The sequence below is a fragment of the Bhargavaea ginsengi genome, assembly GCF_900109165.1.
Classification (GTDB): domain Bacteria; phylum Bacillota; class Bacilli; order Bacillales_A; family Planococcaceae; genus Bhargavaea; species Bhargavaea ginsengi.
Map to the genome: position 1 here is coordinate 580,948 of NZ_FNZF01000002.1, position 25,901 is coordinate 606,848.

The window sequence follows — 25,901 nt, forward strand, 5'->3', positions numbered from 1 at the left end:
AACAACGGGAATTTATGGCAGGTTACAGCAGCTCCGAAAACGGATCATCGTCTTTTTTAAGCGGCAAAACGATGACTTCCCGCTCCGCGACCGCTTTTTCAATCATCGGTCCGAAATCCGCATTGCCTTCATAATAAATGACTTTATCGGTTCTCGGTTTGGTTGCCGGATTGGATGGGGTGAAAATCGTGCAGCAATCTTCAAACGGCCGGATCGACGTTTCGTACGTCCCGATTTTTTCAGCGATGCTGATGATATCCAGTTTGTCCATCGCGATGAGCGGACGGAGCACCGGTGTTGCTGTCACTTCATTGATGGCGCTCAGGCTGGAAAGGGTCTGGCTGGCAACCTGCCCCAGGCTTTCGCCTGTGACAATCGCCTTGGCACCGATTTCTTCACGGACCCGGTCAGCGATTTTCATCATCATTCGCCTGGTGGTGGTCATAGTCAGTGCAGAGGGAACCGCATCCTGGACGGCCTGTTGGATTTCTGTGAAGTGGATGGTGTGCATCCGGATCCTGGTGCCGAACGCGCTCAGCCGTTCCGCAAGTTCCACGACTTTCTCCTTGGATTGCTCACTCGTGAACGGAGGGCTGTGGAAATGGATCACATCCAGCTTGAGTCCCCTCTTCATCATCAGGTAGCCGGCCACGGGGCTGTCAATCCCGCCCGAGAGCATGAGCAGTGCGTGTCCGTTGGATCCTGCAGGAAGCCCTCCTGCTCCCTGGATAGTTTTTGTGGAGAGGTAGGCACCGTCTTCCCGGATATCAATCAGCAGCCGGATTTCCGGTTTTTTCATTTTGACAATCAGATTCGGGAAGAGCGGAAGCAGATGAGCGCCCATTTCTTGTTGGAGCTCAATAGTTTTTAGCGGGAATGTCTTGTCTGCGCGCCTCACCTCGACCTTGAACGTCTTCCCTTCCGTATCCATTCCGGAAAGGATACGTTCCGCCGTCTCCTTGATGGTCTCAAGGTCAGCCCTGCAGCGGACCGCCGGGCTGAATGACTGGATACCGAAAACGTCCTGCAGGCGCTCCAGAGCCTCCTGGATTTCCCGGCCTTCATCGGCGATCAGATACATCCGGTCATGTTCCGACTTTACCTTGACCGATGGAAGGTCTTTTGTGATGCGTCGGATATTATCTCTCAGTTTTCTTATGAACACATTCCGGTTTTTCCCTTTTAATGAGAGCTCACCATAACGGATCATAATTTCGTGGTACATCATTTTCGGATCAAACCCTTTCTATCGTTTCCATGAATGTCGTAAATACTTCCTTGAATCTTGTGATGTCCCTTTCCGAATTCATCCGGCCGAAGCTGATCCGGATAACGCCGTGGCGATAGTCATCAGGAACACCCATGGCCTGTAGCACATGGCTTTCCTTGCGGCTCCTGGAAGAACATGCGCTGGATGTCGATACATAGATATCCTGTTCCTGAAGGGCATTGACGGCGATTTCTCCTTTAATGCCCCTGATCGCCACGGACAGGATGTGCGGGGCATTTTCTTCCGCACCCAGCACCATTACTTTGTCAAAGTCCCCGAAATACCTGACCAGTCCGTTTCTCCACTCTGCATAAGGTGCGCGGCCTATCTCTTCCGCAGCCAGCCGCATCGCCTTGGCGAGCGCTGCCGCATGGGCAACCGGAACGGTACCGCTCCGAAGTCCTTCCTGCTGGTTGCCTCCGAACAGGATCGCCTCCAAACCATGCCGTTTTTTTAGGATAAGTGCGCCTGAACCTTCAATACCGTGGATCTTATGGGCGGAGACTGATATGGCGTCCGGCCCATTCTCCGATACCGGGATGGCGACTTTTCCAAAACTCTGCACCGCATCCGAATGGAATACCGCGCGTGATTTGGCGCGTATCAGGCCCCCGGCTTCCTCAAGCGGCTGGATTGCGCCAGTTTCATTATTGACATGCATGATGGAGACGACTGATGTTTCAGACGTTAGCTGATCGGCCAGATCGGCCAGATCGATGACCCCGTCTCTGCCGACCCGGATGGTCCCCACTTCAAATCCCTCTTTTTCCAGCTGAGGAATCGACCGGAGGATGGCGGGATGTTCGATGGCAGAGACAAGAATCTTCTTCCCATGAGCGCGGTTACCTCGCGCCAGGCCAAAAAGGGCCAGGTTATCCGCTTCAGTGCCTCCTGACGTGAACACCACAGTTCCGCCGGACATGCCGGCGAGCTCAGCCACCTGCTCCGATGCACGCGCCAACAGGCGATCCGCCTCGATCCCGAGCCGGTGCAGCGAAGACGGGTTGGCGAAAAAAGCTTTTGAGGATTTTATGAATGTATCCAATACCCGGTCATCAGGCATCGTCGTGGCACTGTTGTCAAAATAAATCATGATGTAAACTTCCTTTCCAAACGAAAGCCACCGTCACAAGACTGTGAGGTGGCTGATTCCCTGACTTATTATGTACGTCAGACTTCCTGTTTGACAAGTACTTCGATTTTTTTGAGTGCGCCTGGTTCTGCAGCTTCAACTGCGGATGCCGCATCTTCCAGCGCTTTACCGTAACGGCACTGGTGAAAAGCTTCTTCGGCTTCGGCCAGCTGTTCGTTGATTGCAGGATTGGAACGGTATCGGTTCCCATATTGGATGAGGCGTTCGATCAGGTCGACGTTCTCCAGCATCTCATCCGCTTTCTTGGACACCTCGTCAATGTAGCCTTCCGCTTTTGCAAGGCTTTCATTCACAAGCGCCATATTAAGCGGCATCTCCTGCAAGTTTCTGCTGACGATGAACAGTTGCTCTTCGGCTTCTTCCAGCCGCACATCCATGTCCTCCGGTATTCCAGGAGTATTTGCTTTGTAGAGCTTGCGGTCCGTTTCCTGAAGGATTCTTCCAAGCTCGGACAGACGGGCACGCGCGTCGGTTTCGTTGACGCGAAGTTCCTTCAGCCTGTCGGAGAAACGGGCCTGCTCATCCAGAAGCTGTTTCGACTCTTCATCGATGGCCTTCAGTTCCTCCTCAAGAACAGACGACGCAGACTGGCCGGCATTGATCCGGCCGGTCAGCAGATTAAACCGCTTTTCCATTCCGGCCACCTGCTCAAGCGCAGCTTCCGGAATGGCCGCTTCCTGTTCGCTCAGCCGGTAATTTTGCTGGACAAAGCGCGCTTCGTCAGCAGTGCTCCTCGTAAAGGCGCTGAGTTCGCCGAGGTCCGCCGCAATATGGGCGTGATTTTCCTCAACGTAGTGGCGGGCGTAGACTTCCTTCTCGAGCTTGTCGTAGAACCCGTTGATCTCCTCTTCAAGGAGGATCGTCCGCTCCTTGACTTCTGCAACCTCAAGGGACTCGAGGGAGAGTTTCAGGTCGTCAAGCTCCCGTTCGATTTCAGACAGACGTTCTTCCATCTTCAGATGGGCAATGAAATATCCGCCATCCTCCATCTCCCGGAGGCCTGCGCGAAGTTCCCGGATGGATTGCGGAATCTTTGTCTGGATTTCCGAGAGCAGTACAGGAACGTCCTCGATCAGTGCAAACGTCTCTTTGGCTTCGTCGGATAGTCCGAGAACCGTTTCACGCGCCTTCAGATAATTGCCGGATGCAGTCAGTTCATCATACTCTTCAAATCTCGGCCTGATGGACTCAAGACGCTTTTCCAGCCGTCCGGCGGCATTGCCGAATGAATGCTGGTGCGCAAGAAGGCTCTTGCGCGCGGCCTTGTGGCGTTTTTTCAGATCTTCCATCTCTACACGGTTCAATTCCTCACTGCCGATGAGTTCATCCAGCTCTTCCAGGATCCGGTTCATCTCACCGTCAGCATAAGCGATTTTCGATTCAATCTCTTTTTCGATCTCTGTCGCTTTTCGGAAGCGGAGGCGGTCGATGGCTTCTTCTGCATCGAAAAGGAGTTCATCGATAGCCGGCATGTGATCATCCATGACTTCTGTCCAGCTGCCGCGCCAGCGCTCGAACTTCTCCTCCGTCTCGCCGTTCATATTCAGCTGCTTTACTTTTGTCAGTTGTTCAAGAATCGGCTTATGCTGAATCTGAAGCTTCTCCACTTCAAGTTTGTTGATGACGGCTGTATGCTTTCGCCTCATAATGAAGGCGACGATGATCAGAGCAATGAGAATAATAATCCCAATGATGACGTACTTCATCATAGTCCCCCTGTTCCAAAATCACTGTAAACGCTGTATTATCCTTAATAGTATCATGTTTCACGATTTTATGCCGTTGTTTTTTCGCAGGAATTTGCAAGATTCGCCATCATTCATCAAACACGCAGGGATCCGTCCCTGAAAGGAGAGATCGAATATGTTCACCCAAGAGCATTATGAAGGCACCCTCCAGGAAAAATATGATCTTCTCAGCAGGCAGCTGGACGCGCTGCTCGAAGGCGAGCAGAATGTCACCGCAAATCTCGCCAATGCCTCCGCTTTGCTGAATCAGTTCCTTGACCGGACCAACTGGGTCGGCTTCTACGTGATGGAAGGTGAGGATGAGCTTGTGCTCGGGCCGTTCCAGGGACTTCCGGCATGTGTGCGCATCGCGCTTGGAAAAGGCGTATGCGGCACCGCAGCCCGAGACAGGCAGACTCAACTGATCGAGGATGTGCATGCATTCCCCGGCCATATCGCGTGTGACGCGGCCTCACAATCCGAGGTTGTCGTCCCGATTATCGTCGACGGCCGTGTCTTTGGCGTGCTGGATATCGATTCACCTGAACTGGCCCGCTTCACGGAAGAGGACGCACGGGGACTGGAAAAGTTCGTCAGCGTACTCGAGAAGCATCTCAAATAATGTCCGGTTTCCGGACAAAAAAGGACAGCCGGCCTTATTGCCGTGCTGTCCTTTTTTTGTTGGGGGTTATTCGGTTGTGGCCGCTGCCGTTTTCTTTTTCAGGGCGGCGAAGGCCGCTTCCAAATCGGCGATGATGTCGTCCGGATGCTCCAGCCCTGCCGAAAAGCGGATCATCGAGTCTGTAATGCCCATAGCTAACCGTTCTTCCTCCGGAATTGGAGAATGGGTCATCGTAGCCGGGTGCTGGATAAGCGATTCCGCATCCCCCAGACTCACCGCCAGCTTGATTAGCTTGAGCTCGTCAAGAAAGGCTTGGGCTTCTTCCAGGCCTCCTTCAAGCGTGAATGAGAAAATGCCTCCTCCGGCATTCATCTGCCTCTTGGCGATTTCCACATCCGGATTGTCCGCATCCAGCGGATAATGGACCTCCCGGACGGCCGGCACGGTCTTCAGGTAGGCAAGGACCGCTTCGGCATTGGAAGTATGGCGATCCATCCTCACGGCCAGTGTCTTCAGGCCCCTGATCATCAGCCAGGCATCAAACGGGGAAATGATTCCGCCGTAGTCTTTTTGCACCGTCATTCTGATCTGCTCGATCTCTTCCCTGTCTGCGCCGATCAGGAGGCCTGCAATCACATCACCGTGACCATTGATATATTTGGTCGCACTATGGAGTACGAAATCTGCGCCGAGTTCAATCGGATTTTGGATATAAGGCGAGCAGAAGGTGTTATCTACGATCACTTTAAGACCATGTCTGCGGGCGACGTTGACTGCAGCGCGAATATCCGCCACTTCCATTGTCGGATTGACGGGTGTTTCCACATAGATGACACTTGTTTCCGGACGGACATGTTTCTCGATCTCATCCTCGTTTCTCATCGGGATCAGGTCATGCGTGATGCCGTACTTGTCCTCGAGGATGTTCAGCAGACCGAATGTGCAGCCGTAAATGCCCCTTGTGCAAAGCACATGGTCGCCCGCCTTCGTCGCATGGACAAGGATGGCACTGACCGCAGCCATGCCCGATCCGAATGCAAGCGCGCCAGCCCCTTTCTCCAATGCGGTGATCCGTTCTTCCAACACCTTCACTGTCGGGTTGGTCAACCTGGAGTAGATGTTGCCCGTCTGCTCGCCTGCAAAGCGGGCCGCTCCCGACTCCGCGTCAGGAAATACGTAAGTCGATGTCTGGTAAAGCGGGACGGCCAGGCTGTCCTGATGATCACGGGGATCATGGCCTTCGTGGATGATGAGTGTATCCCGGTGTACCTTCTTGTTCATTTTTGCCCCTCCCATTTTGAAAGCGCTATCATTTTCTACTATTATATCTTGCTTGCATCAAAAAGGGAACTTCCCTACTTTCTTGACTTCCGCGCACGCACGCGGTATGATATTCGTTGTGTAAAATAAACGCAGCAGTTGTGTGAGCAAGGCTGCCCATTTTATCCCTTTACGCCGGACAGTGTCCGGATAAACGGTGCATCGCGTAACCCTTGGCTGCTGGGCGAAGGTGCAAGATGATGAAATGGCTCCGTGTTTGAACACATCTGGTTTTTATTTTACTCAAAATAAAACCAACTTAAGAGGAGGAGTCATCCATGGCTCGCTACACAGGTCCATCTTGGAAAATCTCCCGCCGCCTCGGTATTTCCCTGAGCGGTACGGGCAAAGAAATCGAAAAACGTCCTTACGCTCCAGGCCCGCACGGCCCGAACCAGCGTAAAAAACTTTCGGAATACGGCATGCAGCTTCAAGAGAAGCAGAAACTCCGTCACATGTACGGTGTCAACGAACGCCAATTCCACACACTCTTCCTCCGTGCAGGCAAAATGCCTGGTAAGCACGGCGAAAACTTCATGATCCTGCTTGAAACGCGCCTCGACAACGTCGTGTACCGCATGGGCCTTGCCCGCACACGCCGCCAGGCACGTCAGCTCGTCAACCACGGCCACGTCCTCGTTGACGGCAAGCGCGTCGACATCCCGTCGTACCGCGTAGCGCCTGGTCAGGAAATCTCGCTTCGCGAGCGTTCCCAGAACCTGTCGGCTGTTACAGAAGCGATCGAAGCGACAAACTTCGTTCCTGACTACGTGACATTCGATGCAGAAGCGAAGAAAGGCACATTCGTCCGCCTTCCTGAGCGCAGCGAACTGGCAGCAGAGATCAACGAAGCGCTGATCGTTGAATTCTACAACCGCTAATCAGCTTTTACAGGCTGCAGACAAAGTGAGGTTCTCCTCCTTGTCTGCAGCTTTTTTGTGTTCATACGGGGATTGCCGTCGGCGTCGATGCTGAGGCTGTTAGTAGTGATTCGGCGCCGCTTGGTAGGGATTCAGAACCTAATGGTTGCGACTCAACAGGGGCTTGGTGGGAATTCAGCACCCCATTGGTAGCGACTCGTCTGATGGCTGATTCCAATTGTCTGTTACAATCGGTTTATCTGAACGGAGGGATAGCATTGAAACTTGTTTCCATTTGCCCGAGCAACACGGAACTGCTCGCCTACCTTGGCTTAGACGTACAGCTTGTTGGAGTGGATGACTTTTCCGACTGGCCGGCATCCGTTTCGGATCTGCCAAAGCTTGGCCCGGATTTGTCGATCGACATGGACCGGCTGGAAGCACTCGGGCCGGACCTGGTCCTTGCTTCGCTAAGCGTCCCGGGGATGGAGCGGAATGTGGAGGAGCTGGAGAAACGGGACATTCCCCATCTCGTCACGAATCCGCAGAGCCTGCAGGATATCGCTGAAGACCTTGTCACTGTCGGCCGGGCATGCGGAATCGAAGATCGGGGCCGGCACACCGCCCGGGAATATATGGACTTCATCAGTGAGCTTAAGAGGCGTTCGGACCGCGTTTCGGACAGGCCGTCTTTATATTGGGAATGGTGGCCGAAACCGGTGTTCACACCGGGAAGCGTAAACTGGCTCACCGAAATCAGCCAAATCGCAGGCGGGCGCAATTTATACGAAGATGTTGAGCTTGCCAGCATCCAGACGGACTGGGAAGATGTCGCCTCCCGTGACCCGGACCGGATCCTGCTTGCATGGGTCGGCGTCCGGACCGAGAAAATCAGGCCAGAGCTGCTCCTCAAGCGTCCCGGATGGCCGGAACTCCGCGCGATGCGGAATGGACAGATTGACGTCATGGAGGAATGGCTTTACTGCCGGCCGTCTCCGCGTCTGCTGGAAGGCGCGCTGAAACTCGGCGGGATGCTGCACCCGGAGTTGTACAGTGACCTCGAACTTCCCGATTGGGTCAACCCGGTGACCTCATAAAACAGAAACGGCCCCCTCGGATCTGCCGGATCCGAAGGGGCCTTGCTTATTCTCCGATAGATTCTGCCATGATGGCGAGCAGTTCGTCTTCTCCAAGAGAAATGTCGCCGCCGCCCTGAACAAATGCTTCACTTCCGCCGCCTTTGCCTCCTGTCGCCTCAAGGGCCGCGGCGGCCACCCGCTTCATGGATGCGTCTGCAGCGTTGCCGCGTGCACCGACAAACTGGAGCTTTTCGCCGTTCCTTACCGTGAGCAGAACAATGGCGTCCTCTCTGAGAGCGGCGGCGGCCCTTGCGAGTTTCTGGAGCTCCGCGATGGGACGGTCCCTGAAGGAAGCCTTTATCAGCCGTCCCCCGGCTGCCAAAGATTGTGCCTCAACTTCCAGCAGCCGGTCGGCTGCTTCTGCAAGTTGCTTCTCCAAAGAGCGGTTGGTATCCAGAAGCCGCCTGATCGCCGATGCCGTTTCTTCTTCGGGCACACTCAGGAGTCCGACCGCTTCTTTGAGGAAGCTGTTCTTTTTCCCGAGCTGTTCCAAGACACGGTTACCGCAGACAAAGTGGATTCGTGTTTTTTTCTTCATCCGCTCCATACCCAGAATTTTCAGCTGGCCGACCTCGCCGGTGGAGTATGGATGGGTACCGCCGCAGCCGTTGTAGTCAAAGTCCGGGATAATGACGAGACGGATCTCCCCTTCCACCGCCACTTCTTTTCTGAGGCGATAGCGGTCCAGCTCCTCTCTCGTCACCCAGCGGGTCTCGATCGCCCGGTTTTGCATAATGATCTCATTCGCCCGCTGCTCGGCAGCATCCAGCTGTTCATCAATCACCAGCTCAGTGTCCAGGTCGATCGAACTGACCTCTTTGCCCAGGTGGAAGCTGACTGTCGGGCAGCCTGCCGTCTCGACGAATGCAGCCGTCAGGATATGCTGTCCGGTATGCTGCTGCATATGGTCATGACGGCGCATCCAGTCGATCTTACCGGAGGCAACGAGTGCATTCAGCGGCTCCTCCACATAATGCCGGATTTCGCCGTCAATCTCTTCTACATCCGTCACGCGGATGCCGTTCAGCCTGCCGGTGTCATGCGGCTGGCCGCCCCCCGTCGGATAAAACACGGTATTCTCGAGAACGGCGTACGGCCTCCCGTCTTCCTCCCCCTCACGGACAACATTTACTTTAAAGCTGGTCCGATATGGATCCTGATAGTACAGCCGGTCTTTTAGCATCGCCATTCCCTCCCTGTATGCCGGAACCAAATCATCATTTTTTCCGGTCAGTTGAATTTGATCATCGTATATTTCTTCTTGCCGCGCCGGATGATGGTGAACGAGTCGTCCAGACGGTCAGCTGATCCAATCGTGTAGTCGAGCTCCTTGATCCGCTCACCGTTGATGGAGATGGCACCATTGGTCACGTCTTCACGTGCCTGGCGCTTCGAGGAGGAAATGCCGGCCCCGACGAGCAGGTCGACTATGTTCCGGTCTTCCTTCGCCATCTCGAAGCTTGGCACGTCCTTGAATGCATCCTTCATCTCGGACACGGACAAGGCCTTCAGATCGCCGCTGAACAGCGCCGCGGTAATGCGCTCTGCCTGCGCCAGCGCCTCGTCTCCATGGATCAGGCGCGTCATTTCTTCCGCCAATGTCTTTTGGGCTTTGCGTAGATGCGGTTCTTCTTCAACCGCCTTTTCCAGTTCCGCAATCTCCTCTTTGGCGAGGAACGTGAAGATCTTCAGGTACTTGATGACATCCGCATCGGCCGTATTGATCCAGAACTGGTAGAACTCATATGGTGAAGTTTTCTCGGGATCGAGCCAGACACTGCCGCCGGCTGTCTTGCCGAATTTTGTTCCGTCGGCTTTCGTAACGAGCGGGATGGTCAGCCCGAAAGCTTTTGCATGCTCATCATGGGTTTTGCGGATGATCTCAAGGCCAGTGGTGATATTGCCCCACTGATCGGATCCGCCGACCTGCACGCGGCAGTTGTAATGGTCGTACAGATGGTTAAAGTCCGAGCCTTGGATAAGCATGTAGGAAAACTCGGTGAACGAGATGCCGGTCTCAAGACGCGTTGCTACGTTCTCTTTTGCCAGCATGTAGTTCACGCTCAGGAGCTTCCCGTAATCGCGCAGGAAATCGATTGCCGTCATTTTGCCGAACCAGTCTTTGTTGTTCACCATGACCGCGGCATTCTCGTCACTGAAGTCGAAAATCTGTTCGAGCTGACTGCGGATACCCGCCACGTTGTGGGCCAACTGCTCCTCAGACAGCAATTGCCGCTCATCTGCCTTAAACGACGGGTCCCCGATCATGCCAGTCGCTCCGCCGACCAGCACGATCGGCCTGTGTCCATGTTTCTGGAACCGGCGCAGCGTCAGAAAAGGAACGATATGCCCGATATGCAGGCTGTCTGCAGTCGGGTCGACTCCGCAGTAGAGGGAGATGCTTTCTTTGTTCAGCAGTTCGGCCAGCGCCTCTTCGTCGGTCGTCTGGTAGAGGAGGCCTCTCCATTTCAGGTCATCGATCAGTTCATTCGTCATTGTTCATCCCTCCAGAAAATAATAAAAGCCCCTGCGGATCCATGGATCCTGCAGGGGCGCTGATTCCATCAACGCGGTACCACCCGGCTTGGGAAGCGCAATCCGCTTCCCCGCTTATGCATGTTAACGCATGCCGGCGCCTTGCTCCGGGGCTGTAATTCACGGATCGTCCGCCGGGCAGCTTCCACCATCCGCTGCCTCTCTGATTGCTCGGCGGACGGCGCTACTCCGGCCCCATCCTCACTCGGTTTCAATATGATAATAATCCTCATTTTATCGGAAACGGGAACGATGTCAATACAGATTTCTCCCCCTGTCGCAATATGGTATAATATGACGAGATTTTAAGGGGGGATCCTGTGGAATCAAGAAATCCATTTAAATATATAGAAGAGAAGGTCAACGAGTTCCAAGAATCGCAATGGGGCCGGCGGCTGAGGATCGGATCGGGCGTCGCCTGGAACCTCCTCCTCCTCTTCGGGGTCACGGCTGTCCTGCTGGGAATCTTTGCAGGTTCGGCCGGTGCGGGGTATTTTGCCTCGCTCGTCAAAGAGGAGCCGCTCCGGTCAAAGGAAGAAATGCGACAGACGATCCTGACCTACGAGGAAACATCCGAGCTGTATTTTTCGGATGGAGTCTACCTGGGCAAAGTCAATGCTGACATCGAGCGCAGGGAGACCAAGGTTGGAGATGTCTCCCCTCACCTGATCAATGCGGTGCTGGCGACAGAGGACGAGTACTTTGATGAACATCAGGGGATTGTCCCGAAAGCGATTCTCCGGGGACTGTTCCAGGACGTCACGAACGCCGACTCCCAGACAGGGGGATCGACGCTGACCCAGCAGCTGATCAAGAACCAGGTCCTCACCAATGAAGTTTCCTATGAGCGTAAGGCCAAGGAGATCCTCCTCGCCATGCGGCTTGAAAAGTTCATGGAGAAGGAAGAAATCCTTGAAGCTTATCTGAACATCATTCCATACGGCCGTAATGCATCCGGCCAGAACATCGCCGGTGTCGCGACCGCAGCGGAAGGTTTGTTCGGGGTCACCCCGAAAGAACTCAACCTTCCTCAGGCCGCTTATATCGCCGGCCTTCCCCAGGCTCCATTCCTCTATACCCCATTCTACTCGGGACAGCGGGGAATGAAGAGTCCGGAAGAACTGGAACCGGGCATCGAACGGATGAAAACGGTCCTGTTCCGAATGAGGGAAACCGGCTACATCACCGATGATGAATATGAACAGGCTGTCGTCTACGACATCACCAAGGACTTCAAGCAGCCCGAGCAGCGGGCGACTGAACGTTATCCGTTCCTGACCCCCGAAATCCAGGCAGACTCCAAAGAGATTCTCGCCAGGATCCTCGCGGAAAAGGATGGGCTTGACCCTGCCCGGCTTGATGAAGAAGCCGAATTGCTGGCCAAGTACATGCAGCTGGCCGACCGGGACCTGAAAAGCGGCGGGTACCGGATCCATACGACAATCAAAAAAGACTTGTATGACCGCTTCCAGGAAATCAAAAACAACTTCGAGTATTACGGCCCGACGCTAACCGAGTCAAAAGTCGACAGCGAGACCGGCGAAACGGTCGAAGAGCTGAATCCCGTCGAAGTCGGCTCTGTGGCTGTTGAAAATGGTACCGGCCGTATTCTCGCCTTTGTCGGGGGCCGTGACCATCAGATCGAACAGACCAATCACGCAACCAGTGCTTTCCGCCAGGTCGGTTCGTCCGTGAAGCCACTCCTCGTCTATGCACCTGCGATCGAGTTCGGCCAGATCGGGGCAGGCAGTCCTGTTGTGGACGTCTGGGCCAACATCGGCGGATGGAAGCCTAAAAACTTCGTCGCTTCCCGACAATACGGGATCGTGCCGGCACGCGAGGCGCTGTCCAAGTCGTATAACCTGGCAGCCGTACGGACACTCGGCAAGATCGCTGACAAAGACCCGACCCAGTTCCTCGACAAGATGGGCTTTGACCAGATTCAGGATTTCCAACGGAACGTACCTTCCGCCGCACTCGGTGTCTACTCGGCGTCTGTTGAACAGAACGTCGGAGGCTTCTCCACTCTCGCCAATGGCGGGAAATTCGTGAAGCCATACATGATCGAGCGGATTGAAGACAGCGAAGGAAACGCTGTCTATGAACACAAGTCCGAGCCGGTTGATGTCTTCAGCCCGCAGACGGCATATATTGTCACGGACATGCTGCGTGACACCGTGACATCCGGAACGGCCACCATCATGAGGCGTGACCTTAACTTCCGCCCCGATATCGCGGCAAAGTCCGGAACGACCAACGACTTTAAGGACGTCTGGATGATGGGGTACAACCCGAACGTCACGCTCGGCGTCTGGCTTGGCTATGACAATCAGCAAAAATACAATCTCGGCAGGATGACATCCCGGGACCTGCAGCCGAGCACCAGGGTGAACAAGCTGTTCGCGCGGCTCATGAATGGCATGAATGAAGTGGCACCGGACATCGTGGCGGCCGGTGAACGCTTCCAGCAGCCGGAAGGCGTTGTCACCCGTTCGTTCTGCGGCATCTCGGGAATGGCGCCATCCAAGGCCTGCCAGGCGGCCGGACTGATTCGTGCCGACCTGTTCAACGCCCACACATTCGTGCCGAACAAAGTGGATGACAGCTTCGGCGCATCAGGAGGTTCCTATGTCGTGGCGGGCGGCACCCGCTACCAGGCCCTCCCTTCCACGCCAAGGGAATTCGTCCGGAGCGGCGCAGCGGGCATCAGCAAAGACTTTGTTGACCGCATGCTTTCTCCGTACGGCGGTGACCCATCCGGACTCTTCCCGAACGGATCCAGGTTCGGAACCAATATCGTGTCCGCACGCAGCTACAGCGGCATCTCCGGCGCGCCAATCGCACCTGGTGCTGCGCGCTCCGGCAGCAACATCACTTGGAGCAACTCCCCTTCCGCTGATGTCGTCGGCTACTATGTCTACAAAGACGGGGCCAAGATCGCATCAGTGGCCTACGGCGGCTCCTACAGTGCCGGCGCATCCGCTCCGGGTTCCTACAGCGTAAGGGCAATAGATATTACCGGACAACTTTCCGGTCCATCGAATGTCATCACGACCGATGCTCCGGAACCTCCTCCTGAGCCGGAAAACACTGAACCTCCGGAAGAAAACAGCAATGAAGGATCCGAGGGCGGCAGTGCTCCACCATCTGACGGCAACGAAGAAGAGCCAGAGGAAAGCCAGCCGGAGAACGGCGGAAATGGTAACGGTGGAAATGGCAATGGCAATGGTAACGGAAATGGTGGAAACTCCGGAAATGGAAACGACCAGAATAATGGAAATGGCGGAAACAGCGGCAACGGCGGCAACGGCGGCTGATCCCCATTCACCCGGCATCCTAAACGAGGATGCCGGGTTTTTGATTGCATCCGATGAATGCAAAAAAGCTGCAGACAAAGGAGCAGTGCTCTTCGTCTGCAGCTAATGGGAGGGTATATGTTAACGTCTCAACCGAGTTTGTTAACGTCTCAACCGAGTTTGTTAACGTCTCAACCGACTATGTTAACGTCTCTATCAAAACAGCTATCTTCTCCCTCTTTTCTCCATCACAAAAAGCAGGCAGGAAAAATCCCTGCCTGCTTTATATTGGTGTTCTCAATCTTCCATTGTAGACAGGTCGCCTGTAGGAAGGTCGAGCTCCCAAGCTTTCAGCACACGGCGCATGATCTTGCCGCTCCGTGTCTTCGGAAGCTTGTCCTTGAACTCGATTTCACGCGGAGCCGCATGGGCAGCGAGGCCCTTCTTGACAAACTGGCGGATGTCCTCCTTCAGCTCATCTGTCGGCTCGTAACCGTCATAAAGGGCTACAAATGCTTTGATGATTTCGCCGCGAACCGGATCTGGCTTGCCGATGACTCCGGCTTCGACGATTGCCGGGTGCTCGATCAGCTTGCTTTCGACTTCAAACGGACCGACCCGTTCGCCCGATGTCATGATGACATCATCAACACGTCCCTGGAACCAGAAGTAGCCATCCTCATCCATATAGGCAGAATCGCCGGATACATACCATTCATCATTCAGGAAGTACGAGTCATACTTTTCCTGGTTGTTCCAAATTTTTCTCATCATCGCCGGCCAGCCTTTTTTCAGTGCGAGGTTCCCCATCGAGTTGGGAGGAAGCACCTTGCCCTGGTCATCGACAATGGCCGCCTCGATACCCGGAACCGGCTTGCCCATCGAACCCGGCTTGATTGGCAGGGAAGCGAAGTTGACGATCATCTGGGCACCTGTCTCTGTCATCCACCAAGAATCATGGATCCGTTTATCGAAGACTTCAAGTCCCCATTTGACGACTTCCGGGTTAAGCGGTTCGCCGACCGAAAGTACATGACGGAGGGATGACAGATCGTATTCCTTGATCAGCTCGTTACCGGCACCCATGAGCATCCGGAATGCCGTCGGCGCGGAATACCAGACAGTCACCCCGTAATCCTCGATCGCCTGGTACCATGCTTCAGTCTTGAAGCGGCCGCCCAAAATCAGAGATGTTGCACCGGCGAGCATCGGGCCGAATACCCCGTATGCTGTTCCCGTTACCCAGCCTGGATCCGCCGTGCACCAGTATACATCAGTGTCTTTCAGATCGAGCACCCATTTAGCGGTCTGGAGTTGCTGGACCATTGCGTACTGGACATGAAGAACCCCTTTTGGCCGTCCGGTCGATCCTGATGTATAGTGGAGGACCGTGCCATCTTCTTTACCGAGCCAAACCGGTTCGAAGTGCACCGATGCCTCTTTCATATGTTTATTGAAATCGACGATCTTGTCGGTTTCTTCAATATCCTCGCCAACCAGGAACACCTTCTCAAGCTTCGGAAGCCGGTCGACCGGCACACGATCGAGAAGATCCGGTGTCGTGACGATCGCTTTTGCTTCCGAGTCGTCAAGACGGTCGAACACTGCACCTTCCATAAAAGCCTCGAAAAGAGGACCCACAATCGTCCCCATCTTTAATCCGCCGAGAAGAGCGAAATAAAGCTCAGGGGAGCGCGGCATGAAGATAAACAGACGATCGCCCTTGTCCAGCGTTGAATGCGCTTTCAGCACATTGGCGGCTTTGTTCGTCATGCGTTTCATCTGGTCGTACGTATACGCTTCTTTCCGGTTTTGGTCCTGGTAATAAAGTGCGACTTTATTTTTCCGGAAGGATTCAGCATGGCGGTCTACGGCTTCATAGGCGATATTCACCTTGCCTGTATCGGACCAGCTAAACTCCTTTTCGGCATCTTCCCATCGGAACTCTTTTGCGGTCTTTTCATAGTCCGCCAGGTTAAAGTCCCCCTCTTTAACCGGAATGATGCTCTGTTCCATTGTTGCCATAAAATCACCCTTTCGTTATACGAATACTCTACCATTCTACACGAAAAATCAGAATATGTGGCAATCTTTTAACTTTTGGGCCTTTGGTCAGAGTGGGAGTAAATCCCTTTACCCAGCTAAACGGTCGCCATGAACAAGCAGGCTTTCCGCGAAATTTCTTTCGGTCGGAGGGCGTCTCAACACTGCTTTCCGATTCCCGTCCTCCAGGAGACAAGTCAACGTACGGCTTCTTCCTTTATCTCTTCCTGAAAGGTCCTTCACCGCTTTTCATTCCATCAAGAACCATGCCGGCATAGATGGCTGCAAGTTCATCCGGATTCACCTCCCCCTCCGGGTCGAACCAGTTATAGCTATAGTTCGCCATTCCGAGGATTCCGAATGCAGCCATATCCGGTCTGAGATCTTCCCGGAATTCTCCAGACTCGACGCCTTCCCGTAAGACGGCTTCGATGTTCAGTCGGAACCGGTCCCGATCTTCAGTGACAGACCCGATATTCGCTTGCGACAGGTGACGGATTTCCCGGAAAAACACCCGTCCGCTCGAGCCGTTTTTCCTGATATCCAGGATCAGCAGCCCGATCATGGCGCGAAGCTTCTCCCCAGACGACCACTCACCGTTTTCGAGTATGGCCTGTTGCCGACTGAGAAGCCCGGTGATGTACTCCTTATGGATTTCCATGAGCAGCTGTTCCTTGGTTTTGAAATAATAATAAAAGGTTCCTTTGGTCACCCCGATCGAATCGGCAATATCCTGGATTGATGTTGCGCTGAACCCCTTTTCCTCAAAAAGGGTGACGCTGGCGCGGATGATTTTTTCTTTCATCGATCATTCTCCATCCGTATCCCGTAGTCTGATGTATGACTGACATTGTTAAATGGTCTATAGGGCGTGCATGCCTCCGTCTACGGCCAGAACCTCCCCCGTGACAAAATCGGATGCCGGGGATGCAAGGAAAAGAGCGGCCCCTTTAAGATCCGAATTGCTCCCGAGCCGTCCGAGCGGCGTGTTCTGCATGATGGTGTCCTTGCCCCTCTCGATCAGCACTTTCGACATCTTCGTCGGGAAAAAGCCGGGTGCGATGGCATTCACGTTGATTCCGTGGCTGCCCCACTTCACCGCAAGGTCTTTCGTGAACGTCATAACCGCCCCCTTGCTCGTGTTGTAGCCGATGGTCTGCATAAATGGGGGCGTTCCGCCGAAACCTGCGATTGAAGAGATGTTGATGATTTTTCCGCTTTTCTGGGTAATCATTGCCTTGCCTGCTTCCTGACTCATGAGGAAAGTGCCGGTTACGTTGACGTTCATGACCTTTTCCCAGGCCTCAAGCGGCATTTCCTCAACGGAAGCTCCCCAAGTTGCTCCGCTATTATTGACGAGAATATCGATACTGCCAAAATGTTCAAGAGTTCCGTCCACAACGGCTTTAACGTCTTCCTGATTGGTGACATCGCATTGAAAAGCAAGCGAGTCCACACCCATTTTCTTCAGCCTGGTGCTCATCTCCTCACAGGCTTCCCGCTTCCGTGAACAGACGACCACATTCGCTCCAGCCTCCGCATAAGCCTCTGCAATCTGTGCACCGAGACCTCTTCCCCCACCGGTGACGATCGCCGTCTTTCCATCCAATCTGAACAAATCCAAAACACTCATCTTTTACGCCCCTCTTCCCCCTAAAATTATTACACTATGGCCGCATCTATGAGCCTACCGTTTATACTGACCGGTCGGTATGTTTAGAATATTATAACTAGTTGTTTCAGTCAACGATATGAATGAATGGTATGATTCAGGGAAAAGGAAATTTGGCGGTGATCAAGAAAGCAGTATGGCTCAGTCACAAAAATGAGAAAATTCTCCGCCATCGGGAGAACGCATTCATGTATAATCTGAAATAGCCACTATAATGAGGCGGTGACATATTGGAACATGTGAAAAATTATTATTCGGCGGAGCTGGCCCATCCGTCGGGTGATCTGATCATCGAGGGGCCGGTCTCCCCGGAAAAACTGGAATCACTTGAATTCCACGAAGATCTGGTCGCTTTCCGCCAGCCGGAACAGCAGCATCGTGCCATTATCGGCATCGCGAAATTGCCTGAAGGGCGGATCATCATTGCCCGCCACGAAAACACGATTGTGGGATATGTAACGTTCCTGTATCCGGACCCTCTCGAACGCTGGTCGGAAGGCAAAATGGAAAATCTGATTGAACTCGGGGCGATTGAAGTGATTCCGGCCTTTCGGGGCGGGGGCGTCGGCAAACAGTTGCTGAAGGTGTCGATGATGGATGATGAGATGGAAGACTACATCGTTATTACGACCGAATATTATTGGCACTGGGACTTGAAGGGTACGAACCTGAATGTGTGGGAGTACCGGAAAGTGATGGAGAAGATGATGAATGCCGGGGGCCTGACCTACTACGCGACAGACGACCCGGAAATCAGTTCCCATCCTGCAAACTGCCTGATGGCAAAGATCGGAAGCCGCGTGGATCAGGAATCAGTACAGCAATTTGACCAGTTGCGGTTCATGAACCGGTTCATGTACTAACTGAACAAAAGGGGTGTTGGGGATGATTCTTGAGGAAATCATGAATACGGAAGTAGTGACACTAGGCCCGGGCCGGACTATCCGTGAAGCACGTGAACTGATGGAAGAAAAAAAGATCCGCCACCTCCCCATCATCGATGACGAAGGTGGTATCATCGGGGTCGTCTCGGACCGCGACATGAAAGAGGCCATTCCTTCATCGCTGATCGGGAAACAGGATCCCTCGATTTACGAACTTCCAATTTCTGAAATCATGACGAAAAATCCGATCACCGGGCATCCGCTTGATTTTGTGGAAGATGCAGCCGTGATTTTCTATGAAAATGGCATCGGCTGCCTGCCAGTCGTATCGTCCGGGAAAGTGGTCGGCATCATTACCGAAACCGACTTGCTCTACCGCTACATAGAGCTTACAGGCGCCAGCAAACCCGGCTCTCAAATCGAAGTGCGCGTTCCAGATGTGGCCGGCGTCCTTCATGGCGTGTCCAAAGTCTTCTACGAAAACAACTCGAACGTCTTGAGTGTCCTTGTCTATCCGGACAAGGAACGGCTGGACCACAAGATCCTTGTCATCCGGGTCAAGACGATGAATCCGCTCTCCATCATCGAAGATCTGCGCAAGGAAGGATATGACGTGCTATGGCCGAGTCTACCCGGAATGCAGTAATGAAACGGGCGGCGTTCGTCTATTCCGAGGGTCAGCTTGACTATAAGTTCTCGGAGACGCATCCATTCAATCAGAAAAGGCTCGTGCTGACCACCGACCTGCTTCGCTCGATTAATGCCCTCCCCGATTCCGCAATCGTAGAGCCAAGGGTCGCGACGGATGAGGAGCTGGCACTGATTCATGATGAGCGGTATATCGAAATCGTCAAAAAAGCCGGAAACGGCGAAGTCGATCAGGTTGTTGCCGAGAATTACGGAATCGGAACGGAAGATACACCCATATTCCCCCAAATGCACGAAGCGAGTGCCCAGCTTGTCGGCGGAACCCTTACAGCGGTCGATGAAGTGATGGAGGGCAGGGCACGGCGCGCCGTTAATCTGGGCGGTGGCCTCCATCATGGCTTCCGCGGAAAGGCATCCGGGTTCTGTGTCTACAATGACAGTTCGGTCGCCATCCGCTATATGCAGGAAAAGTATGGTGCGAGGGTCATGTACATCGACACAGATGCCCACCATGGTGATGGTGTCCAGTGGAGCTTTTATGATGATCCGAATGTCTGTACAGTCTCCATCCATGAAACGGGCCGTTACCTGTTTCCGGGAACCGGATCCATCACGGAACGTGGCAGCGGCCAGGGATATGGAACCCCCTTCAACTTCCCTGTAGATGCTTTCACAGAGGATGAGTCGTTCCTTGAAGTGTACAGGACGTCAGTGCGGGAGATTGCGGAGTTCTTCAAACCCGATGTCATCCTCACCCAAAACGGTGCAGATGCCCACTATTTCGATCCGCTTACCCATCTGCACTCGACGATGAAAACCTACCGCGGAATTCCGGAAGTAGCCATGGAACTCGCCGAACAATATTGCGGCGGACGCTGGGTCGCAGTCGGAGGCGGAGGTTACGACATTTGGCGGGTCGTGCCGCGGGCATGGTCACTTATCTGGCTCACGATGAACGAGGCGGATATCCCTACCGGCCCCCTCCCTAAAGAATGGCTTGAAAAGTATAATCAGGAGTCGCCCGTTCCCCTTATTCCTGATTGGGAAGATCCCGATCCGCTATTTAAGCCGATTCCCCGCAAAGCAGAAATTGAGGAGAAAAATCGCCTGATGATGGAAAAAGCACTGCATATCATCCGAAGCGAGAAAAGATGAAGAATACCCGGCAGACAAATCTGCCGCAGCAAAAAAAAGGAGTTGCCGATACTGCGGCAACTCCTTTCCCGTTTAATCATCAAACTTTGCAGACTCACGCACTTCCATCCGGTGAGGGAGGATAAATGCAGGATCTCCGGCTTCCTCGTTACTCATATACTTCGTCAGGAGACGCATTGCGACGGCGCCGATATCGTAAAGCGGCAGGACGACCGAGGTAAGTCGCGGTCGCACCATCCTCGCAAGCTTTGTGTTCTCGAACGCCACGACTTCCACATTGTCCGGTACGCTTTGTCCCGCGTCCATCACACCATGAATTACGCCGATGGCCAGCTCATCACTGCCGGCAAAGACCGCCGTCGGACGGCGATCGGTCGCATGCCATGCCTCCAGCGCAGCATCATAGGAATCTTCCACCTCAAATACAAGCCCCTCGTCGAAACCTACGCCCCCATCCTTTAGGGCATCCTTATATCCCTCCAGGAGATGGTCGCGGTTGATCGTCGTATCAAGAGGCCCGGTGACAAGCGCCACTTCCTCGTGCCCGTTTTTAAGCAGTCGCGAAACTGCCTCACGTGCCGCCTCACGGTAATCGATGTTCACCGATGGAATCAAACCGGTTTCGTCAACCGTTCCTGCGAGCACGACCGGTACGGTCGACCGGCTGATTTCTTCACGGAGGCCAGGAGAAATCTGATCACTCATAATGACCATGCCGTCCACCTGCTTGCCCAGCATCGTTTCGATCAGACGGATCTCTTTGTCCTCACTCTGGTCGGAGTTCGACAGGATGATGTTGTATTCATACATCGTGGCAATATCGCTGATGCCGCGGGCCAGCTCCGCATAGAACCCTTTCGAAATGTCAGGGATGATGACGCCCACTGTTGTCGTCTTTTTGCTGGCCAGGCCGCGGGCAACCGCATTCGGGCGATAGCCCAGCTTCTCGATGGCTTCCTTTACCCTCTTCCTTGTGGCCGGCTTGACGTTCGGGTTGCCGTTGACCACACGGGAAACGGTCGCCATCGAAACATTGGCTTCCCGCGCCACATCATAAATCGTCACTGTCATAAAAGATCCCTCCGCTGAAAACGCTACTTGTTACTTTCATTTTACGACAGATTCTCTCGAACTTAAACGAAAAAGCCGGAACTTTTCGTTCCGGCCCTTCATTATGCCATTACAGCATGGGTTTTCATGAATTTCTGAAGCTCGCTGTAGAACTCGTCAAACTGTTCGAGGTTCATCTGCTGAGCCGAATCAGACAGTGCAACTGCCGGATCCGGGTGAACTTCCGCCATTACTCCATCCGCACCGACCGCAATCGCTGCCTTGGCAGTCGGAAGCAGGAGATCCCGTCGTCCTGTCGAGTGGGTCACGTCAACAAAGACCGGCAGATGTGTTTCCTGTTTAAGGATTGGAACAGCTGAGATATCCAGCGTGTTGCGGGTCGCCTTCTCATACGTGCGGATGCCCCGTTCACAGAGCATGATCTGGTCATTGCCTTGGGAGATGATGTATTCAGCTGCATTGATGAACTCATCGATCGTTGCAGCAAGCCCGCGCTTCAGGAGTACCGGCTTGTTGACCTGCCCCGCAGCTTTCAGGAGCTCAAAGTTCTGCATATTGCGGGCACCGATCTGGATGACGTCGACATAGTCGAGTGCCTCCTCAAGGTGGCCCGGCGTGACGATTTCAGATACGACTGCGAGGCCGTTTTCATCAGCTGCACGCTTCAGGATTTTCAGCCCTTCCAGGCCAAGACCCTGGAAGTCATATGGCGATGTACGCGGCTTGTATGCACCGCCGCGGATCAGCTTCTGACCTTTCGCGGCAAGTGCGGACGCGACCGTGGACACCTGATCATAAGATTCGACTGCACATGGTCCGAAAATGAACGTCGGCACATCTTTGCCTACGCGTGCACCGTTCACCTCGACAATGGTATCCTCTTGCTTTTTCTTGCGGGAGACGAGCAACGCTTTACGGTGATCGTCTTCCTGAAGTTCGAGTGCTGTCTTGAAGATTTCTTTGAAAATATGGTCAACAGTCGACTGTGGAACAGGACCGTTGTTATTGTCTTTCAGAAGGTTCAACATATGGCGCTCACGGAGAGGGTCATAACGGTTGACACCTTGCTTCTCTTTAACTTTCCCGATTTCCTGTACAACTTCCGCACGCTCATTGATCAGGCGCAGGATTTCCAGGTTCAGTTCGTCTACTTTGCCCCGAAGGCTTTCCAAATCATTCAGGCCCATTCCCGTATCCCCTCTCTTATTGGATTAACTGTGGCGGTTGGTGACGCCTTTTACAGATAATGAACCCATTATAGTAGAGGATGCACTGTTTTGTCACGTCTTATTTGCTGAATAATTTTTCTTTTGAATTGTAAACGGTTACATATGTAAGTAAAGAAAAGCCCGCCTAAGCGGACTTTTTCCTTAAGTATTTTTGTTGTCTTTTTTGTCGTTTTCAATTTTGGAGATGTGGTTCATCGCCATGACCTTGTTGTCACCCGCATTTTCCGAGTTGTCATAGCTGTACGGCGTGTTGCCGCTGTGCTGATCTTTCGTGCTCGGATCATTAGGGGTGTTGTTGGCGTTCGTATCCGGCTTTTTATTGCTGCCTACTTTTTTGGTACCTTTATTCGATTTGCTGTCCTTTTCGGATTTCTTGGCCATGTCCTTGGCTTCTTTTTCTTTTTCCTCAACAGCTGTTTTTAGGGCTTCCGCAGTAGAATTGGCTTTTTCCTGCCCGCTTTCGATGGCCGATTCCACCTTTTCTGCGACGGTATCGATCAGTTCGATCGGCTCTTCCCCTTCGGAAGAAGCGGTGCCATCATCCATCGGTGCGTTCTGTCCTTTTTTCGACTTGACCTTGTCGACAACCTTGCTCGTCTGGTCCTGGACCTTTTTCGTGATGTCACCTGTCTTTTCTTTCACCGATCCGGTGATATTGGACGTCTTGTCCTTGGCGACGTGTGTGAGTTCAATGCCTTTTTCTTTGATTGTGCCCGCCTGGTTCGTCACGTCCGTGCGAAGTTCCTTCCCTGTCTTCGGAGCAAGGAGAAGTGCAGCACCCGCACCGATCAGTGCTCCGATCAGCGCGCCAGCAATAAAGCCGCTACCGCTGTCTTCCTTCTCATACCCATCATGATAGAAAGAGTCGCTGTAGTTGTTGCGGTAGCTGTAGTCGTACTGGTTCGGGTTGTACATGTCGTAGGTTGCAGGCTTGCTGCCGGGGTAGTCTGTGGCATAGTCGCTGTTGACGCCTGATGCCGCTGCCTGCTCCTGAGCCTCGTAGTAATCACGGTTTGTACCCGGTTCATTATAATTCGGTTTCAGGTGTTTGTCTTTGCTCATTTAAATTCCTCCTCAAATTTGATGATCGGTTCTTGATGATCGGTTCCGGACAGAACTCTATCCGTCAGGATTTGATCCTTTCAGGTTCAGGCAGGCGCTTCTGGGCCGGTACCGAATAGCGGTTCCATCCGTCCTTGTCCTTGCCCGTTCCGGAACGCTCTTTCCATTTATCACGGATCTCCATGACCACATTGCTCCACTGGACGACCTGTGCGATCTTGTCTTCATTCCGCTCGACTTCGGCTGCTACGGATGAAGTGATCCGGCGCACCGACGTGTTGAGGTTGCCGACAGATTCTCCGACGCCCTGGACAGCCTGGACAACGGTATTGATTTTCTCACTCTTCTGCTGGATGTCTTCTGCAAGCAGATTCGTCTTATGAAGCAGTTCGGTCGATTCCTTTGTAAGTCCCTGGATCTGGCCTTCTAGACCGTCTACCGTAGATGCGACGTTATTTAGCGTCTTTTTAACGGAATTGAGGGTCACGGCCAGGGCGATGCATAAAATCAGAAAAGCAACGGCCGCCACAATTGCCGCGATGTACAACAAATTCTCCATGCCATATCCTCCTATTCATAATGCCTGTTTCATACTAACGTTGTACCCCTGTAATACTGGGAATAAACGCTTCTTCTCCCTATTCAACATGCACCAGTTCGAGTCCTTCCCAAACATGGATTTTGTACGGGTAAATCAAAAAGGCAGAACTGTCAGCCAATGCTTCTCACGCGCAAAACTCTGCAACCGCCGAATTTCGCAAAAAGAGCCTTCAACCCAGTTACCTGGGTGAAGGCTCTTGCTATGCATTTATTTAATGCCTAGACTGTCTTACCGTCCTTAGCGAGTTCCGTGAAGGCTTTTTCATATTTCTGCACATCGCCGGCTCCCATGAAAAGGAGAATGGCATTTTCGTGTACGAGAAGCTGTGCGACTTCGCCGTCATGGATCGCACGGCCTCCCCCTATCTTATCCGCGAGATCTGCTGCTTTCAGGTCGCCGTTCTGTTCACGGGCGGAGCCGAAGATTTCACAAATATAAACTGCATCCGCAGCGCTGAGGCTTTCCGCAAATTCCTCCATGAACTTCGCAGTCCTGGAGAAGGTGTGCGGCTGGAAGATCGCCACGATTTCACGGCTGGGATATTTTTGTCTGGCAGACTGGAGGGTAGCCCGGATCTCGGTAGGATGGTGGGCATAGTCATCAATGATGACCCGGTTCCCGATGACCGTCTCCGTGAACCGCCGTTTGACTCCCCCGAACGTATCCAGGCGCTCCTGGATGATGTCCGCGGGAATGTTCTCATACTTGCAAAGCGAGATGACGGAAAGTGCGTTCAGCACGGCATGATCTCCGGGCTGCGGCACATGGAATGAGTGGTATGCTTCATTCCTGACCCGGACATCAAATGTTGTGCCCGTTTCACTGCGCTGCAGATTATGGGCAACAAAATCATTTTCCGGGGAAAAACCGTAATAAACAACCGGGACGTTGGCCTGGATGCGCTGGAGCTGCTCATCATCCCCGCAGGCAATGATGCATTTTTTAACTTTGTAGGCCATTTCCTGGAAAGCGTCAAACACATCATCGACATCGGCAAAGTAATCCGGGTGGTCGAAGTCGATGTTCGTCATGATGGCATAGTCCGGGTCATAGGCCAGGAAATGCCGCTTGTATTCACAGGCTTCAAGCGCAAAGAATTTGGCGTCGGGGTCTCCCTTTCCGGTCCCGTCGCCAATCAGGTACGATGTCGGGCCGTAACCTGCCAGGACATGGGCCAGAAGCCCTGTCGTCGAAGTCTTGCCGTGTGAACCGGTCACCGCGACTGAAATAAAGGAATCGATGTACTCGCCGAGGAACTCATGATAGCGGATGACCTCCAGACCGATCTCCCGTGCGCGGACCAGTTCGGAATGATCGTCCGGAAAAGCGTTGCCGGCAATGACCGTCAGCCCTTCCTGAATATTTTCCGCATCAAACGGAAGGATACGGATATTCCGTGCCCTCAAGGGTTCTTCGGTAAAAAAATATTTGTCGACATCAGAACCTTGAACTTCATGCCCGGTGTCATGCAGGATCTGGGCGAGCGAACTCATGCCCGACCCTTTGATTCCGGTGAAATGATAAACTGTCATGCTAAACCTCCCGGGATTGAAATCCCTGTGTACGGCCAAAACAAAGCCATAATCCAATTATACCATCAAACAAGTCAGCTTC

Annotated in this window: 21 protein-coding genes; 7 read left to right on the top strand and 14 right to left on the bottom strand. The window is 53.3% G+C overall.

Translation table 11 applies throughout. The features are described 5' to 3' along the window. Positions 1 to 22: 22 nt before the first annotated feature. The 3 genes from thiI to ezrA form a co-directional block, all read right to left on the bottom strand. Positions 23 to 1,228: a tRNA uracil 4-sulfurtransferase ThiI gene (thiI, locus tag BMX91_RS08055; protein ID WP_092051923.1), complete on the bottom strand. Its 1,206-nt coding sequence runs from the start codon at positions 1,226 to 1,228 to the stop codon at positions 23 to 25. Between the two features lie 7 nt (positions 1,229 to 1,235). After that, positions 1,236 to 2,363: a cysteine desulfurase family protein gene (locus BMX91_RS08060; RefSeq protein WP_092051926.1), complete on the bottom strand. Its 1,128-nt coding sequence runs from the start codon at positions 2,361 to 2,363 to the stop codon at positions 1,236 to 1,238. A 77-nt stretch (positions 2,364 to 2,440) separates the two neighbouring features. Next, on the bottom strand, positions 2,441 to 4,129 hold the full coding sequence (ezrA, locus tag BMX91_RS08065) for a septation ring formation regulator EzrA (protein WP_177168320.1): 1,689 nt from the start codon (positions 4,127 to 4,129) through the stop codon (positions 2,441 to 2,443). Between the two features lie 157 nt (positions 4,130 to 4,286). Here ezrA and BMX91_RS08070 point away from each other — a divergent pair, with 157 nt between their 5' ends. Further along, positions 4,287 to 4,772, top strand: coding sequence for a GAF domain-containing protein (locus BMX91_RS08070; RefSeq protein WP_092051931.1), 486 nt, complete (start codon positions 4,287 to 4,289; stop codon positions 4,770 to 4,772). A 66-nt stretch (positions 4,773 to 4,838) separates the two neighbouring features. On the opposite strand, the gene megL is transcribed toward BMX91_RS08070, so the two are convergent. Further along, complete coding sequence (gene megL / locus BMX91_RS08075; protein WP_092051934.1) at positions 4,839 to 6,053, bottom strand: methionine gamma-lyase; 1,215 nt, start codon at positions 6,051 to 6,053, stop codon at positions 4,839 to 4,841. A 317-nt stretch (positions 6,054 to 6,370) separates the two neighbouring features. Between megL and rpsD the strand changes: the two genes are divergently transcribed. Further along, positions 6,371 to 6,973 carry a 30S ribosomal protein S4 gene (gene rpsD / locus BMX91_RS08080; protein ID WP_092051937.1) on the top strand — a complete coding sequence of 201 codons (603 nt, stop codon included), beginning with the start codon at positions 6,371 to 6,373 and terminating at the stop codon, positions 6,971 to 6,973. A gap of 257 nt (positions 6,974 to 7,230) precedes the next feature. Beyond that, the gene (locus BMX91_RS08085) at positions 7,231 to 8,049 is read left to right on the top strand and encodes a cobalamin-binding protein (RefSeq protein ID WP_092051940.1); all 819 of its coding nucleotides are present in this window, start codon (positions 7,231 to 7,233) and stop codon (positions 8,047 to 8,049) included. Between the two features lie 46 nt (positions 8,050 to 8,095). Here BMX91_RS08085 and BMX91_RS08090 read toward each other — a convergent pair whose 3' ends face one another. Beyond that, positions 8,096 to 9,280: an alanyl-tRNA editing protein gene (locus BMX91_RS08090; protein ID WP_322787449.1), complete on the bottom strand. Its 1,185-nt coding sequence runs from the start codon at positions 9,278 to 9,280 to the stop codon at positions 8,096 to 8,098. A gap of 41 nt (positions 9,281 to 9,321) precedes the next feature. Continuing rightward, positions 9,322 to 10,587: a tyrosine--tRNA ligase gene (gene tyrS, locus BMX91_RS08095; RefSeq protein WP_092051945.1), complete on the bottom strand. Its 1,266-nt coding sequence runs from the start codon at positions 10,585 to 10,587 to the stop codon at positions 9,322 to 9,324. 359 nt (positions 10,588 to 10,946) lie between these two features. On the opposite strand from tyrS, the gene BMX91_RS08100 reads away from it, so the two are divergent. After that, positions 10,947 to 13,943, top strand: coding sequence for a transglycosylase domain-containing protein (locus BMX91_RS08100; protein WP_092051947.1), 2,997 nt, complete (start codon positions 10,947 to 10,949; stop codon positions 13,941 to 13,943). 276 nt (positions 13,944 to 14,219) lie between these two features. Here BMX91_RS08100 and acsA read toward each other — a convergent pair whose 3' ends face one another. The 3 genes from acsA to BMX91_RS08115 all read right to left on the bottom strand — a co-directional run bounded on the left by acsA (position 14,220) and on the right by BMX91_RS08115 (position 17,598). Continuing rightward, on the bottom strand, positions 14,220 to 15,947 hold the full coding sequence (acsA, locus tag BMX91_RS08105; protein ID WP_407640873.1) for an acetate--CoA ligase: 1,728 nt from the start codon (positions 15,945 to 15,947) through the stop codon (positions 14,220 to 14,222). A gap of 235 nt (positions 15,948 to 16,182) precedes the next feature. Further along, positions 16,183 to 16,770, bottom strand: coding sequence for a TetR/AcrR family transcriptional regulator (locus BMX91_RS08110; RefSeq protein ID WP_092051950.1), 588 nt, complete (start codon positions 16,768 to 16,770; stop codon positions 16,183 to 16,185). 57 nt (positions 16,771 to 16,827) lie between these two features. Further along, positions 16,828 to 17,598 (bottom strand): SDR family oxidoreductase, encoded by a 771-nt coding sequence (locus tag BMX91_RS08115; protein ID WP_092051953.1) that lies wholly within the window; start codon positions 17,596 to 17,598, stop codon positions 16,828 to 16,830. Positions 17,599 to 17,867: 269 nt separating this feature from the next. On the opposite strand from BMX91_RS08115, the gene BMX91_RS08120 reads away from it, so the two are divergent. Genes BMX91_RS08120 through BMX91_RS08130 form a run of 3 tightly spaced genes read left to right on the top strand, consistent with a single transcriptional unit; the run spans position 17,868 to position 20,324 of the window. After that, positions 17,868 to 18,500: a GNAT family N-acetyltransferase gene (locus BMX91_RS08120; RefSeq protein ID WP_092051956.1), complete on the top strand. Its 633-nt coding sequence runs from the start codon at positions 17,868 to 17,870 to the stop codon at positions 18,498 to 18,500. Positions 18,501 to 18,522: 22 nt separating this feature from the next. After that, positions 18,523 to 19,167, top strand: coding sequence for an acetoin utilization AcuB family protein (locus tag BMX91_RS08125; RefSeq protein WP_092051959.1), 645 nt, complete (start codon positions 18,523 to 18,525; stop codon positions 19,165 to 19,167). After that, positions 19,167 to 20,324: an acetoin utilization protein AcuC gene (locus BMX91_RS08130; RefSeq protein WP_092052235.1), complete on the top strand. Its 1,158-nt coding sequence runs from the start codon at positions 19,167 to 19,169 to the stop codon at positions 20,322 to 20,324. Before BMX91_RS08125 ends, BMX91_RS08130 begins: the two co-directional genes overlap by 1 nt. A 72-nt stretch (positions 20,325 to 20,396) precedes the next feature. On the opposite strand, the gene ccpA is transcribed toward BMX91_RS08130, so the two are convergent. From ccpA to murC, 5 genes are all read right to left on the bottom strand, one after another. After that, positions 20,397 to 21,395 carry a catabolite control protein A gene (gene ccpA / locus BMX91_RS08135; protein WP_092051961.1) on the bottom strand — a complete coding sequence of 333 codons (999 nt, stop codon included), beginning with the start codon at positions 21,393 to 21,395 and terminating at the stop codon, positions 20,397 to 20,399. A gap of 101 nt (positions 21,396 to 21,496) precedes the next feature. Continuing rightward, positions 21,497 to 22,582 (bottom strand): bifunctional 3-deoxy-7-phosphoheptulonate synthase/chorismate mutase, encoded by a 1,086-nt coding sequence (locus BMX91_RS08140; RefSeq protein ID WP_092051963.1) that lies wholly within the window; start codon positions 22,580 to 22,582, stop codon positions 21,497 to 21,499. 183 nt (positions 22,583 to 22,765) lie between these two features. Continuing rightward, positions 22,766 to 23,686, bottom strand: a complete 921-nt coding sequence (locus BMX91_RS08145) for a YtxH domain-containing protein (protein ID WP_245744334.1) — start codon at positions 23,684 to 23,686, stop codon at positions 22,766 to 22,768. Between the two features lie 64 nt (positions 23,687 to 23,750). Beyond that, positions 23,751 to 24,245, bottom strand: coding sequence for a DUF948 domain-containing protein (locus tag BMX91_RS08150; protein ID WP_092051966.1), 495 nt, complete (start codon positions 24,243 to 24,245; stop codon positions 23,751 to 23,753). 260 nt (positions 24,246 to 24,505) lie between these two features. Continuing rightward, positions 24,506 to 25,819: a UDP-N-acetylmuramate--L-alanine ligase gene (murC, locus tag BMX91_RS08155; protein ID WP_092051969.1), complete on the bottom strand. Its 1,314-nt coding sequence runs from the start codon at positions 25,817 to 25,819 to the stop codon at positions 24,506 to 24,508. Positions 25,820 to 25,901: the final 82 nt, after the last annotated feature.

Coding starts and splice junctions, on each gene's coding strand:
- thiI (WP_092051923.1), bottom strand. CDS start 1,228: ATGATGTACCACGAAATTATGATCCGTTATGGTGAGCTCTCATTAAAA.
- BMX91_RS08060 (WP_092051926.1), bottom strand. CDS start 2,363: ATGATTTATTTTGACAACAGTGCCACGACGATGCCTGATGACCGGGTA.
- ezrA (WP_177168320.1), bottom strand. CDS start 4,129: ATGAAGTACGTCATCATTGGGATTATTATTCTCATTGCTCTGATCATC.
- BMX91_RS08070 (WP_092051931.1), top strand. CDS start 4,287: ATGTTCACCCAAGAGCATTATGAAGGCACCCTCCAGGAAAAATATGAT.
- megL (WP_092051934.1), bottom strand. CDS start 6,053: ATGAACAAGAAGGTACACCGGGATACACTCATCATCCACGAAGGCCAT.
- rpsD (WP_092051937.1), top strand. CDS start 6,371: ATGGCTCGCTACACAGGTCCATCTTGGAAAATCTCCCGCCGCCTCGGT.
- BMX91_RS08090 (WP_322787449.1), bottom strand. CDS start 9,280: ATGGCGATGCTAAAAGACCGGCTGTACTATCAGGATCCATATCGGACC.
- tyrS (WP_092051945.1), bottom strand. CDS start 10,587: ATGACGAATGAACTGATCGATGACCTGAAATGGAGAGGCCTCCTCTAC.
- acsA (WP_407640873.1), bottom strand. CDS start 15,947: ATGGCAACAATGGAACAGAGCATCATTCCGGTTAAAGAGGGGGACTTT.
- BMX91_RS08110 (WP_092051950.1), bottom strand. CDS start 16,770: ATGAAAGAAAAAATCATCCGCGCCAGCGTCACCCTTTTTGAGGAAAAG.
- BMX91_RS08115 (WP_092051953.1), bottom strand. CDS start 17,598: ATGAGTGTTTTGGATTTGTTCAGATTGGATGGAAAGACGGCGATCGTC.
- BMX91_RS08125 (WP_092051959.1), top strand. CDS start 18,523: ATGATTCTTGAGGAAATCATGAATACGGAAGTAGTGACACTAGGCCCG.
- BMX91_RS08130 (WP_092052235.1), top strand. CDS start 19,167: ATGAAACGGGCGGCGTTCGTCTATTCCGAGGGTCAGCTTGACTATAAG.
- ccpA (WP_092051961.1), bottom strand. CDS start 21,395: ATGACAGTGACGATTTATGATGTGGCGCGGGAAGCCAATGTTTCGATG.
- BMX91_RS08140 (WP_092051963.1), bottom strand. CDS start 22,582: ATGGGCCTGAATGATTTGGAAAGCCTTCGGGGCAAAGTAGACGAACTG.
- BMX91_RS08145 (WP_245744334.1), bottom strand. CDS start 23,686: ATGAGCAAAGACAAACACCTGAAACCGAATTATAATGAACCGGGTACA.
- BMX91_RS08150 (WP_092051966.1), bottom strand. CDS start 24,245: ATGGAGAATTTGTTGTACATCGCGGCAATTGTGGCGGCCGTTGCTTTT.
- murC (WP_092051969.1), bottom strand. CDS start 25,819: ATGACAGTTTATCATTTCACCGGAATCAAAGGGTCGGGCATGAGTTCG.